The sequence below is a fragment of the Streptomyces albidochromogenes genome, from assembly GCF_005981925.1.
GTDB lineage: Bacteria > Actinomycetota > Actinomycetes > Streptomycetales > Streptomycetaceae > Streptomyces > Streptomyces albidochromogenes.
Genome location: NZ_VBVX01000194.1, coordinates 1 through 12,851 on the forward strand (window position 1 = coordinate 1; position 12,851 = coordinate 12,851).

General features: G+C 73.1%; 9 protein-coding genes and 3 pseudogenes. 5 read left to right on the forward strand and 7 right to left on the reverse strand.

The genetic code is table 11. The features are described 5' to 3' along the window. Nucleotides 1-428: pseudogene (locus E2E34_RS22765) on the forward strand (serine hydrolase); the annotation flags it as partial. 38 nt (nt 429-466) lie between these two features. On the opposite strand, the gene E2E34_RS22770 reads toward E2E34_RS22765, so the two are convergent. Together E2E34_RS22770 and E2E34_RS22775 are read right to left on the reverse strand one after the other, a co-directional pair. Then, nucleotides 467-2,017, reverse strand: a complete 1,551-nt coding sequence (locus E2E34_RS22770) for a phytoene desaturase family protein (RefSeq protein ID WP_138903775.1) — start codon at nt 2,015-2,017, stop codon at nt 467-469. 60 nt (nt 2,018-2,077) lie between these two features. Further along, nucleotides 2,078-4,324: a serine/threonine-protein kinase gene (locus tag E2E34_RS22775; protein ID WP_138903776.1), complete on the reverse strand. Its 2,247-nt coding sequence runs from the start codon at nt 4,322-4,324 to the stop codon at nt 2,078-2,080. 514 nt (nt 4,325-4,838) lie between these two features. Between E2E34_RS22775 and E2E34_RS22780 the strand changes: the two genes are divergently transcribed. Both E2E34_RS22780 and E2E34_RS22785 read left to right on the forward strand, forming a co-directional pair. Continuing rightward, on the forward strand, nt 4,839-6,257 hold the full coding sequence (locus E2E34_RS22780) for a DUF2252 domain-containing protein (RefSeq protein ID WP_138903777.1): 1,419 nt from the start codon (nt 4,839-4,841) through the stop codon (nt 6,255-6,257). A 416-nt stretch (nt 6,258-6,673) separates the two neighbouring features. Further along, nucleotides 6,674-7,096, forward strand: coding sequence for a DUF7144 family membrane protein (locus E2E34_RS22785; protein WP_244315990.1), 423 nt, complete (start codon nt 6,674-6,676; stop codon nt 7,094-7,096). Between the two features lie 159 nt (nt 7,097-7,255). On the opposite strand, the gene E2E34_RS22790 is transcribed toward E2E34_RS22785, so the two are convergent. The 5 genes and pseudogenes from E2E34_RS22790 to E2E34_RS22805 all read right to left on the reverse strand — a co-directional run bounded on the left by E2E34_RS22790 (nt 7,256) and on the right by E2E34_RS22805 (nt 10,767). Further along, nucleotides 7,256-8,446, reverse strand: coding sequence for an acyl-CoA dehydrogenase family protein (locus E2E34_RS22790; RefSeq protein WP_138903779.1), 1,191 nt, complete (start codon nt 8,444-8,446; stop codon nt 7,256-7,258). Between the two features lie 53 nt (nt 8,447-8,499). Then, entirely contained in the window at nt 8,500-9,429 is a 930-nt protein-coding gene (locus E2E34_RS22795; RefSeq protein ID WP_138903780.1) for a DUF72 domain-containing protein, read from the reverse strand. Between the two features lie 2 nt (nt 9,430-9,431). Further along, nucleotides 9,432-9,848 carry a CBS domain-containing protein gene (locus E2E34_RS36625; protein WP_167518356.1) on the reverse strand — a complete coding sequence of 139 codons (417 nt, stop codon included), beginning with the start codon at nt 9,846-9,848 and terminating at the stop codon, nt 9,432-9,434. An 87-nt stretch (nt 9,849-9,935) separates the two neighbouring features. After that, nucleotides 9,936-10,133, reverse strand: a pseudogene (locus E2E34_RS37165) (CDGSH iron-sulfur domain-containing protein); the annotation flags it as partial. Continuing rightward, nucleotides 10,117-10,767, reverse strand: a complete 651-nt coding sequence (locus tag E2E34_RS22805; RefSeq protein ID WP_138903782.1) for a HemK2/MTQ2 family protein methyltransferase — start codon at nt 10,765-10,767, stop codon at nt 10,117-10,119. The pseudogene E2E34_RS37165 and the gene E2E34_RS22805, both read right to left, overlap by 17 nt. Before the next feature lie 59 nt (nt 10,768-10,826). Between E2E34_RS22805 and E2E34_RS22810 the strand changes: the two genes are divergently transcribed. Both E2E34_RS22810 and E2E34_RS22815 read left to right on the forward strand, forming a co-directional pair. Then, entirely contained in the window at nt 10,827-12,368 is a 1,542-nt protein-coding gene (locus E2E34_RS22810) for an FAD-dependent oxidoreductase (RefSeq protein ID WP_138903783.1), read from the forward strand. Further along, a pseudogene (locus E2E34_RS22815) lies at nt 12,365-12,851 on the forward strand (iron-containing redox enzyme family protein); the annotation flags it as partial. The gene E2E34_RS22810 and the pseudogene E2E34_RS22815, both read left to right, overlap by 4 nt.

Here is a 12,851-nt window from a genome sequence, read left to right on the forward strand (position 1 = left end):
CCCCCGCTCCGGCTGTCGCGTCCGCCACCGCCTCGGGGCCTCCCCGACTGCGCTGCCTGCTGTGGTGGGACACCGAGCCGGGATCCGACCGCCTCTTCCTGGAGGCCTCGGCGGACGCGGGCGCCACGTGGCAGGCGGTGCCGTTCACGACCGTGCGCAAGGGGCAGGAGCCGCGGTCGCACCCGGCGGGCGCGGTCACCGGATGGTCCGGACGGGTCTGGCACCGGCTGGACGCCGACCTCTCGTGGTGGCGCGGCCAGCAGGTGCGGCTGCGGTGGCGCTGCCTGACCGACGCGCTGTACGTCGGACGCGGGGCGTACGTCGACGGGCTGCGGGTCGACGACGGCCGCCGCACCCTCTTCGACGAGGCCAGGCCCGGAGACGCCGCCCGTGTCGAGGCGATCGGCTGGGCGGCGTCCGAGAACTGAGCGCGACGGGGCGGGGACCGGGCCCGCGCGCCCGGCCCTCAGCGGCCCAGGACCGCCATCGCCGCGTTGTGACCGGGAATGCCGCTCACTCCACCACCCCGGACGGCGCCGGCCCCGCACAGCAGGACATTGGCGTGCGCCGTCTCGACGCCCCAGCGGCCGGCGGCTTCCGGCTCGTCGGCGTACGGGAAGGACAGCGGGCGGTGGAAGATGTTGCCGCCCGGCAGCCGCAGTTCCCTTTCGAGGTCCACAGGGGTCTTCGCCTCGATGCACGGGGCGCCGTTCGCGTCGAGCGCGAGGCAGTCGGCAAGCGGCTCTTCGAGGTACGTGTCGAGCTGCGCCAGGGTGGCCGCGAGGAGTTCGGCGCGGGTCGCCTCGTTGTCCCCCGCGAAGAGCCGGGCGGGGGTGTGCAGGCCGAACAGGGTGAGGGTCTGGTAGCCCTGTGCGGCGAGTTCCGGGCCGAGGATCGAGGGATCCGTCAGGGAGTGGCAGTAGATCTCCGAGGGCGGTGCGCTCGGCAGCCGCCCCGACGCGGCCTCACCGTACGCGGCCGCCAGTTGGCCGTACCCTTCGGCGGCATGGAACGTTCCCGCGAACGCTTCCTTCGCTTCCACGGAACGGTCGCGCAGACGCGGAAGCCCGCGCAGCAGCATGTTGACTTTCAGCTGCGCCCCTTCGGCGGGGTGCGCGGGCGAGGACGCGTCGCCCAGGAGTGTCGCCAGCACGTCGGGCGAGGCGTTCACGAGAACGTGCCGCGCCGCGACAGTGCCCTCGCCCGTGTCGCTGCGGAACGCCACCTCGGCACACTTGCCGTCGGTGTCGACACGGGTCGCCTCGTGGCCGGTGACGATCTCGGCGCCGGCGGACACAGCCGCCTTCGCGAGCGCGTCCGTGAGCGCCCCCATGCCGCCCACGGGCACGTCCCAGTCACCCGTGCCGCCGCCGATCACGTGGTAGAGGAAGCAGCGGTTCTGGACGAGGGTCGGGTCGTGGGCGTCGGCGAACGTGCCGATGAGCGCGTCGGTGAGGACCACGCCCCGTACGAGATCGTCCGCGAAGTACTCCTCGATCGCGACGCCGATGGGCTCCTCGAACAGCATCCGCCAGGCCGCTTCGTCGCCGATGCGGGCGCGCAGCGCGTCCCGGGTGGGCAGCGGCTCGGTCAGGGTGGGGAAGACACGCTCGGCGACCTGCCGCATGAGGGCGTAGAAGGACCGCCACGACGCGTACTCCGCTTCGCCGCCCGTGAGCCGGGCGAACGACTCCCGGGTCCGGTCCTCGCCGCCGCCGACGAGCAGTCCGCCGCGCCCGCTCGGCGTGTACGAGGAGACGGTGCGTTTGCGCACGGCGAAGTCCAGCCCCAGGTCGCGAACGATCCGCCGGGGCAGCAGCGACACGAGGTACGAGTAGCGCGAGAGCCTGGCGTCGACTCCCGCGAACGGCCGGGTGGACACCGCCGCGCCCCCGGTGTGGCCGAGGCGTTCCAGTACGAGCACGGAGCGGCCCGCGCGGGCGAGATAGGCCGCGGCGACGAGGCCGTTGTGGCCGCCGCCCACGATCACGGCGTCGTAGCTGTCCTGTACGGGCATGGCGTGCGCACTCCTGTCGTCGCGGTCTGCGGTACCGGTCCGTTCGTTCCCGGGAACGGGTCAGGGGCCCTGGGCTCCGCGCCGCTGCCGCAGCGCCGCCACCCGCCGGTACAGCTCCACGGCCTCCGCGCCGCGTCCGAGCTGTTCCAGGCAGTGTGCCTCGTCGTTGCGGCTGGCGAGGGCGTCGGGATGGTCGGCGCCCAGGACGCGTTCGCGGGCCTCGGCGACCTGCCGGTAGACGGTGAGCGCGTCCGACCAGCGGCCGAGCCAGCCGAGGCCGACGGCCACCTCCCGGCGGCTGACGAGCGTGTCCGGGTGGTCGGCGCCCAGGACGCGTTCGCGGATCGCGCACACGTCGCGGGCCTCGGCCAGCGCCTCCTCCCAGCGGGCGAGCCGGCCGAGGTTGACGCCGAGACCGTGCCGCGCGCGCAGCGTCTCGGGATCGGAGGGCCCCTGCGCCCGGGTGCGGTCGTCGACGAGGGCCCGGTAGTGCTCCAGCGCCTCCGCGCTGCGGCCGAGCCGCCCCAGGCTGATGCCGACCTCGTAGCGGGCGGCCAGCGTGTCGGGGTGGTCGGGGCCGAGTGCCTGCGCACGGGCCTGGGCGACCTCCCGGTAGGTCTGGAGGGCCTCCGTCCAGCGTCCGAGCTGCCCGAGCGCGTACGCGACCTCGTACCGCGTGACGAGCGTGTCCGGGTGCGTCGCACCCAGCACCCGGGCGCGGGCCTGCGCCACGTCCTGCGCCATGCGGTACGAGTCCTCCAGGCGGCCCAGCCTGCTCAGGTTGAACGCCAGGTTGTGCCGGCACCGCAGCGTGTCGGGGTGGTCGGCCCCCATCGTGCGTTCCCGGGAGGCGAGGACGGCGGCGTACACCTGGTGCGCCTCGAAGTGCCTGCCGAGCTGCCCGAGCACGTACGCCGTCTCCTGGCGCGCGGCGAGGGTTTCGGGATGGTCGGCGCCCATGGTGCGCTCGCGGCCCTCGGCGACCTTGCCGAACTCGCGCAGGGCGTCGGCGGCGCGGCCGGTCCTGCTGAGGGTGAAGCCGACCTCGTAGTGGCTGGCGAGGGTGTCGGGGTGGTCGGGTCCCAGGGCGTGCTCGCGTTCGGCGGCGACCGCGCGGTGCACCTCGCCGGCCTCGTTCCAGCGGCCGAGGCGGCCGAGGCTCAGTCCGGCGTTGTGCCTGCTGGTCAATACCGCGAGCGCCTCGGGCGTAGGTGTGGGCCGCTCCGGCCGGCGCCCGGCGGGGACCGCGGCGGGCGCCCGCAGGCCGGCCCCCGTCGTCCACTCCCCCGTCAGCCCCGCGGAGTGGTCGGGCGGGGTCGCGGGCAGCGCCCAGGTGCCGCTCGCCTTGTGACCGGTGGTCATGCCGCGTGTCCAGGAGGGCAGTCTCGGGGCGCGGGACGGCGGCTGCTGCGGCCGTCCCGCCCCGGGCCCGGGGGCGAGTACGGCGACGGGACCCGACGAGCGGCCGGCGGTCAGACGGTGGGCCAGTTCCCTGGCGTCGGCCGGACGTTCCTCGGGGGTCTTCGCGAGCAGGTCGAGGACGGCGTGGTCGAAGAACGCGGGCAGCTCCGGGCGGTGGATGCGCGGCGGCTGCGGCTGCGTGTCCCGGTGGCCGACGAGGACGGCCCAGGCGTCGTCGAGGTCGAACGGCGGCACGCCGGTGGCGATCTCGTACAGCACGCAGCCCAGCGAGTAGAGGTCGCTGCGGTGGTCGACCTCGACGCCGCTGATCTGCTCGGGCGACATGTAGTGCGGGGTGCCCATGGCGATGCCCGTGCCGGTGAGCCGGGAGGTGAAACCGATGTCGTGCCCCAGGCGCGCGATGCCGAAGTCGCAGATCTTCACCGTGCCGTCGGCGAGCCGCATGATGTTGGCCGGCTTGAGGTCCCGGTGGACGATGCCCTGCTCGTGCGTGTAGGCGAGCGCCCAGGCGACCTGCTCGGCGATGTCGACGACGTCGGCGACCTCCAGCGGGTGCGCCTTGTTGTCCTCCAGAAGCTGGCTGAGGTTGCGTCCGTCGAGCAGTTCCATGACGAGGTACAGCACGCCGTCGTGCTCGCCGAAGTCGTGGACGACGGTGACGCCCCGGTGCTGCAGAGCGGCCGCGACGCGCGCCTCCCTGCGGAAGCGTTCCCGCAGCACTCCGGTGAACGACGGGTCGTGCTGGGGTCCCACCGGCTTGAGGCACTTGACGGCGACCTTCCGCCCCAAGGACTCATCGTGGGCACGCCACACCTCGCCCATGCCCCCGCGCCCGATCTGATCGAGCAGCCGGTACCGGCCCTGGATCAGCCTGGTGTCCGCCATCGCGTACTGTCGCCCCCGTCACTCCGCTGCGCCCTCCCCGGCCCGTCCAGTATGGCCGCCTGTCTGCGGAGTTTGTACGGTGCGGGGCGCGCGTCGGGGCCGGTGCCGGCCATTGCGTTCAGAATGTGACCGGGCGCCGGGCGCCGCCGCCCGCGGGACGGGCCGCGGTGCGGGGATCTTCCGGTCGGTGCGAGCGGGCGGACGGCCGTTTCCGGGGCCGCGCGGGGCGTCCGTACCGCTCCGCGCGCGGGGGAGGCGCGGGGAGGCAGTGAGGCGTACGCGCCTCGGGCCACGCGCCGCCGCGGCAGTGCGCGCGCCCACTGGGGGCAACGGGCGCGGGGCCGCGTGGAGGACGTCGTCGGCGCCACGGCCTTCCGGCCTGTGCGCACTCGGGCGGCCGGCGGATCGGCACCGCCGTGCCGACCTGCGCGATGTGGGGTTTCCTGAGACGGGGCGCCGCGGCCGACGCCCCCTCACCGCGTGTGCGGTGACCACGCTGCTGGGAAGGTGCGCGATGAAGCGGGATCCGGCGACCGTCACACGGAATGTGCGGCTTTCCCCCGAGGAGCGGGCGGCCCGGGGCAGGGCGGCGCGAGCGCGTGCCCCCCGGTCGGCCCATGCGCAGTTCGCGCCCTCCCGGCACCGGCAGGACCCGGTGGTCACGATCGAGAGGCAGTCCGCGACGCGGGTGCCGGAGCTCGTGCCGATCCGCTACGGGCGGATGGCGGAGTCACCCTTCCGCTTCTACCGGGGCGCGGCGGCGGTCATGGCGGGCGATCTGGCGACGACTCCCGACTCGGGTCTGCGGGCCCAGCTGTGCGGCGACGCGCACATGCTCAATTTCCGCCTGCTGGCCTCCCCGGAGCGGAACCTGCTGTTCGACATCAACGACTTCGACGAAACGCTGCCGGGGCCGTGGGAATGGGACGTGAAGCGCCTGGCTGTGAGCCTGGTGATCGCCGGGCGGGAGAACGGGTTCACGGATCGCCAGCGCGGCCTGGTAGTCCGCTCGGCCGTGCGGTCCTACCGCGAGCAGATGCGCCGGTTCGCCGGCATGCGGACGCTCGATGTGTGGTACGCCCGGTTCGACGCCGCCCAGTTGACAGCCCTGGCGTCCGGGCGGCTGCACCGGAAGGGGCGCGAGCGGGTGTCACGGTCGCTGGGGAAGGCGCGCACCCGCGACAGTCTCCAGGCGTTCGAGAAGCTGACGCGCGTGGTTGACGGAGAGCGACGGATCGTCGCTGCTCCTCCGATCATCACACCGATCGCCGATCTGCTGCCGGATGTCGAGCGCGACGCGCTGGAGGAGAACATCCGCAGCCTCATCCACCGCTACCGCACCAGCCTGCCGACGGACCGCCAGCACCTGATCCAGGAGTTCACCCCGGTGGACGTCGCGCGCAAAGTGGTGGGGGTCGGCAGTGTCGGCACCCGTTGCTGGATCGTGCTGCTGCTCGGCCGGGACGGTGGGGACCCGCTGTTCCTCCAGGCCAAGGAGGCCGGCGACTCCGTTCTCACCCCCCACCTGGGAGGCACCCGGTTCGCCACGCAGGGCGAGCGGGTGGTCGCCGGGCAGCGGCTGATGCAGGCCGCCAGCGACATCTTCCTCGGCTGGGAAAGGGTCCAGGGGATCGACGGCCGCGAGCGGGACTTCTACGTACGGCAGTTGCGGGACTGGAAGTACGTACCGGAACCGGCGCTGATGGTCCCCCGGGGCATGCGGGTGTTCGGCGAGCTGTGCGGGGCCACCCTCGCCCGCGCCCACGCCCGGTCGGGGGACCGCATCGCCATCGCCGCCTACCTCGGCGGCGGTGACGTCTTCGACCGCGCTCTGGTGGCGTTCGCGGAGCAGTACGCCGACCAGAACGAGCGCGACCATCAGGCTCTCCTGGACGCGATCAAGGACGGGCACGTCCCCGCGCAGGCGGGCTGACGGACCGGTCGGCGGCACCCGGTCAGCGGTATCGCCTCCCACGTCGCGAAGAGGCCCGGGACGCTCGGGGCAGCCGTACGCGGCGTTCAGGAAGCGGCCCCGGCGCGGCCTGGGGAGGAGAACGGCCCCCCGGCCCGTCGGCGCTGGTGGGGGGCGGCCGGGGTGCCGCCCGCGGGGATGTGCGCTTTGCTGGAAGCAGCGCCGCAGCCCGCCGACGGTCGTCGGTTCGGTACCCGGCCAGGACAAGGAGACCCGCCGGGCAGGCGAGGCCGACTCACCCGTCAGGGAGGGCAAGATGCACCGAAGCCCCATGACGGCGGCTCGGCAAGTGAAGCGCTCCCCCGTCACGAACGCCCCGCGGCGGAGCAGCTCGGACACAGAGCGCCCCGCCGTGAGCGAACCCGAATCGAGGCATGATGACCTCCATCCATGAGCACCGCACCGACACGGCGACAGGCAGGGGCACGGGGCCGGTGGTGTTCGCCGCCGTCCTCCTGTTCGTCGTGGGAGTCCTCGATGTCCTGCGCGGCATCATGGCCATCGCCGAGGACGACGTGTTCGTCAACACACCGAACTACGTCTTCAAGTTCGACCTCACGAGCTGGGGCTGGATCCACCTGATCTTCGGCATCCTGGCGATCCTCGTCAGCGCGGGCCTGTTCAAGGCCGCCGTGTGGGCGCGCGTCGTGGCCGTCGGGCTGGCGGGGCTGCTCATCATCGCCAACTTCCTGTCGCTGCCGTACTACCCGGTCTGGTCGATCCTGGCGATCGCGCTGTACACCTTCGTCATCTGGGGTCTGTGCGTGGTCCGCAAGGACGACTTCAGCCTCCGCGACTAGGCGGGCGGGCCCGGCGGCCCCCGTCCCCCGTCACGCCTCGTGCGGCACCGGGCGGGGGCCGCTCAGCCCTCCGCCCGGCCGAGCGGCCCCCGGCCCGTCGTGCGCGGCCGGCTCTGCTCCGCGCCCGCGCCGAGTTCAGGGATTACGGCCGGCGGCGGGTCAGCGGCGTACCCGTGGCATGCCCAGGCCGATCCAGGAGATGATCTCGCGCTGGATCTCGTTGTTGCCGCCGCCGAAGGTGAAGATGACGGCGCTGCGGTAGCCGCGTTCCAGTTCGCCGTGCAGGACCGCGCCCGCCGAGCCCTCCTTCAACGGGCCGGCCGCGCCGACGACTTCCATCAGCCAGGCGTACGCGTCCCGGCGGGCCTCCGAGCCGTAGACCTTCACGGCGGAGGCGTCCTGCGGGGTGAGCGTGGCGTGCTGGAGGGCGGACACCATCTGCCAATTGAGGAGCTTCATCGCGTCGAGCCTGGTGTGGGTCCGCGCGAGGCGGCCGCGCACCCAGCCGAGGTCGATGACGCGGCGACCGTCGGCGAGTTCGGTGTCCGCGGCCCAGCGCCGCACGTCGTGCAGGGCGCGGATCGCCATGGTGCCGTGCGCGGCGAGGGTCACGCGTTCGTGGTTGAGCTGGTTGGTGATCAGGCGCCAGCCCTTGTCCTCGGCGCCGACGCGGCGGGAGACGGGGACACGGATGTTCTCGTAATAGCTGGCGGTGGTGTCGTGCGAGGCGAGGGTGTTGATGAGGGTGCAGGAGTAGCCGGGGTCGCTCGTCGGCACGAGCAGCATGGTGATGCCCTTGTGCGGCGGTGCCTGCGGATCGGTGCGGACGGCGAGCCAGACCCAGTCGGCGGTGTCCCCGTTGGTGGTCCAGATCTTCTGCCCGTTGACGACGTAGTGGCCGCTCGTCTCGTCGCCCTCGCGTACGGCGCGGGTCTTCAGGGCGGCGAGGTCGGTGCCCGCGTCGGGCTCGCTGTAGCCGATCGCGAAGTCGATCTCCCCGGCGAGGATCCTGGGGAGGAAGTACGCCTTCTGCTCGTCCGTACCGAACGCCATGATGGTCGGGCCCACCGTGTTGAGGGCCATGAGCGGCAGCGGTACGCCGGCCTGGGCGGCCTCGTCGAAGAAGATGAACTGCTCCACCGGCGAGAGGCCGCGTCCGCCGTACTCCTCGGGCCAGCCGACGCCCAGCCACCCGTCGGCTCCGAGGCGGCGGACGGTGTCGCGGTAGAAGCGCTTCTGGGCCGCCGGTTCGCCGTACCGTGCGTAGGCGTTGCCGGGAACCAGCTCGGCGAAGTACGCACGCAGTTCGGCGCGCAACCGCGTCTGCTCAGGCGTGTATGCGAGGTGCACGGCCCCTCCAGGGTGTCGCGTTCCCTACGGCGGCGCACAGACTAGAACGCGTTTCAAGAATCCGGAAGGGCTTCCGGCACCCGATCGCCTTCGTCGCGCCGGCTCCGCCCCTCCGCCAGCAGCCCGGACATGGTCTCGGCCGCCTCGACCGACGCCCGCGCACAGCAGTTGTTGAAGAGCACGTGGACCTGTTCGGCTCGTTCCGCGAGCGCGCGCACGCGCGGCACCCAGCCGCTGAGCTCCTCCCGGGTGTAGTCGTGCCGGTACTTGCTCTCCTTGGTGCCGGTGCCCCAGTGCGGGCTGCGTCCGTGGAACCGTACGACCGAGAGCCCGGGGGCCGTCGCCTCCGCGACGGGCGGCACCGAATCGGGCAGCCCCTGGAGCGTGTCGACGGCCACCAGCGGGATGCCCCGTTCGCGCAGGAAGCGCGTCGTCTCGGCGATACGGTCCGGCGCCAGCCACTGCGGATGCCTGAACTCCACGGCGATCGGCGCCCCGGCACGCTCCGCGCACTCCTCTATGTACGCCTGCGCCCGGGCGCCGGGGCGGAACCAGGGGGAGAACTGGAACAGCACACTGCCCAGCCGGCCCGCGTCGCGCAGTGGCGCGACACCGGCCCTGAACCTCTCCCACAGCTCCTCCACCACGCCCGGCGGCATCTGCGACTTCCGCACCCACGCGCCCGATGCGGCGCCGGTCGGCCGCAGCGGCTCCGGCAGCGCGCCCACCCGGGCACCGTGGCCGGTGAGCAGAGCGAACGCCTTCACGTCGAAAAGGAAGCCGTCGGGGGTGCGTTCGGCCCACAGCGCGCTGACGCGCTCGGCGGGCAGCGCGTAGAACGTACTGTCCGCCTCGACGACGGGGAACCGGGAGGCGTAGTGCCGCAACCGCCCCTCGGCTCCCCTCGCACCCTTCGGATACCAGCCGCTGGAGACCAGGGCCGGGTCGGTCCACGAACAGGTGCCCACGAGAATCTCGCCCATGATCAGTCGGTGGACAGCGCCTCCAGGAGTTCACCGACGCGTGGGTCGGGCAGCGCCCTGGCCACGTCGGCCTGGGCGATCATCCCGACCAGCCGGTGGTCGTCGACGACCGGAAGCCTGCGCACCTTGTGCCGCGTCATCGTGCGGAGCACCTCCTCCACACTGTCGTCGGCCCGTACGAACACGACGTCCCCCTGGGCGAGTTCGGCTGCCTTCGTCGTGTTCGGGTCCTTGCCCGCGCCGAGGGCCCGCACGACGATGTCGCGGTCGGTCACCATGCCCTTGAGCCGGTCGTCGCTCCCGCAGACCGGCAGGGCGCCCACGCCGAGCCGCGTCATCGTGCGGGCCGCGTCCCCGAGCGTCTCCTGCTCGCCCACGCACTGGGTGCCCTCGGTCATGATCTGGCGTGCGGTCGCCATCGTCCCTCCCGATGTGACGGTCCGTTCGCTGGAGCCCGTCGAGTACCCGGGCGCGGGGCGGGCAACCTTGCGGCGGCGATGACTGGTGTCGCACCAGGGGTAGCTGCGGCTGCGCCGGCATGTGCAGACGGCCACCATGAACCGGTCGGAGCGGGCCGTCGTGCCGTCCGCCAGCGTGATCTCGACCGGCCCCTCCACCAGCACCGGGCCCTCGGGATCGACGACGACCCGCCGGGCCGGGCACGTGCCGGGCACTGTCTCGCGGCTCTCAGTCCCGCCGGGCACGGATCACCACCAGTTCCTCCTTCGTCTCGCCCGGGTCCACCAGACCCTGGGCCTCCAGCCACGCGGCGTGCCGGCGCATCACCGGGCCGTACGGGACGGTCTCCCGCGCCACCGGCTCCGCCCGCAGCCCCTGGGCGGTGAGGGCCTCGACCGTCTGCCCCACCCCGGACAGGGCGGACTGCACCAGGAGGAGTACGCCGCCGCCGCGCAGCAGGGGCGGAGCCTGGACGCACAGCCGGTCCAGCACGGCCCGCCCGTCGGCGCCCGCCCACCAGGCCAGGTCGGCGCCGCGCGCCGGAACGCCGCCGGGCGAGGCGACGTACGGTGGGTTGGAGAGGATCAGGTCGAAGCTCCGCCCCGCGAGCGCACTCAGCAGGTCTCCGCGGTGCACCCGGATCGGATGTCCTCGCAGCCGGGCGTTGAACCGGGCCGCGAGGACGGCTCTGCGCGACAGGTCGGTGGCGGTGACGCTGGCGGCGCCGCATTCGGCGGCCACCAGGGCGAGGGCACCGGTGCCCGTGCCGACGTCGAGCACGTCGGCTCCGGGCGTCCGCGGTTCTTCCCGCGTCACCCGTGCGAGGAGTTCGGTGTCTTCCAGTGGGGCGTAGACACCAGGTGGTCTGAGTAGGCGCATGGGACGGGGGTACCTCAAAGTGCCCTGGTCATAACGGCCACCGCCGTAAGGAGCAGCTAATGAGGGATGTCCCCGACCGCCCGTTTTCGTACTGGATGGAGTACGGCGACGCCCCGGCGTACCCCCCGCCGCCCGACGGCCTCGACGTGGACGTGGCGGTGATCGGCGCGGGCATCGCCGGGATCTGTACGGCCTGGGAGCTCGCCCGGGCCGGGAAGAGCGTCGCCCTGCTGGAGGCGGACCGCGTCGCCGCGGGGGTCACCGGCAACACCACGGCCAAGCTCTCGGCTCTGCACGGCGTCGTCTACCAGCGGCTGCGCGGCACCCGCGGCCGGGAGGGCGCCGCGCTGTACGCACGGTCGCAGCAGGACGCCATCGGCCACGTGGTGGCCGTGTGCGAGGAGCTGGGGATCGACTGCGACCTGGAACGCGTCCCCGCGTTCACCTACGCGGAGACCCACGCGGAGGCCGTCACGGTCGAGGCGGAGGCGGAGGCCGCACGCGCCGCGGGGCTGCCCGCGTCGTACGTGAGGGAGACGGGGCTGCCGTTCCCCGTCGCGGGCGCGGTGCGCGTCGAGGAACAGGCGCAGTTCCATCCGCGCAAGTACCTGTACGCGCTCCTCGCCGATCTGGAGACGCGCGGCGGGCAGATCTTCGAGGGCACGAGAGTGGTCGGGCTGCGCGAGGGCGAGCCGTGCCGGCTGACGACCGAGGACGGCCGCACGGTCGCCGCGCGCGACGTCGTGGTCGCCACGCACTACCCCGTCTTCGACCGCTCGCTGCTCTTCGCCCGCCTGAAGCCGCACCGCGAGCTCGTCGTGGCCGGGGTGATCCCCGCCGCGCAGGACCCCGGGGGGATGTACCTGACGCCCGAGGGATCGACGCGTTCGGTGCGGACCGCTCCGTACGGCGACGGGGAACGGCTGCTCATCGTGACCGGTGAGAAGTTCACCCCGGGAGCGGGCCGTGTCGAGGAACGGTACGAACGGCTGGAGCAGTGGACCACGCAGCGCTTCCCCGACGTTCGCCTCACACACCGGTGGGCCGCACAGGACAACGAACCGACGGACGGCGTGCCGTTCGTCGGCGCGCTGCACCCGCGTGCGCGCCACGCCTTCGTGGCGGCCGGTTTCAACGGCTGGGGCATGGCGAGCGGGGTGATGGCCGGCAAGCTGCTGGCCGCGCGGATCACCGGACAGAAGCTGCCGTGGGCGGACCTGTACGACCCGGTACGCCTCCAGCCGCTCAAGGAGGCTCCGTCGCTGCTGCGGTTCCAGGCCGCCGCGGCCGGGCACTTCGTGGGCGACCGGCTGCCGTTCGTGACGGGCAGTGGTCCCGCCTCGGCGATCACGCCCGGCGCGGGCGCGGTGGTGCGCAGCGGGGCCCGTCATGTGGCGGTGCACCGCGACGACGCGGGTGAGCTGCACGCCCTGTCGGCCCGGTGCACGCACCTGGGCTGCCTGGTGCGGTTCAACGACGGGGAGCGCACCTGGGAGTGCCCCTGCCACGGTTCGCGGTTCGGGATCGACGGCGAGGTGCTCCAGGGACCGGCCGTACGCCCCCTGGAACGGATCCACGACTTCGAGGACGACGAGAAATGACCGCTGTCGCGGAGCTGCCCTCCGCGCGCGGGCCGCTTTCCGGCGCCGTGCGCGACATACTGCTCGGCTCTCCCCCGGACGCCGGGCCCCTGCTCGACGAGGCCGCCTCGGCGGACCCGTTCGGGGAGGATCTCCAGCTGGCCCTGTACCTGGCGTACGAACCGCACTACCGGGGCTTTCGTGGCGTGCCCGACACGCGGGAGTGGGATCTGGACCTGCTGCGCCTGCGCGCCGCGCTGGAGGAGGCGTTCCTCGGAGCGCTGCGCGAGGCGGCGTCCGGCGCCGAGGACGTGAGCGCCGAACTGGACTCCCTGCTCGTCGAACCGGTCGAGGGCCGCGGCGTCTCCCACGAGCTGATGCACGACGGCACCTGGGAGCGGATGCGCGAGTACCTCGCACACCGTTCGCTGTACCAGCTGAAGGAGGCCGACCCGCAGGCCTGGGTGATCCCGCGCCTGGAGGGCCAGGCGAAGGCGTCCCTGG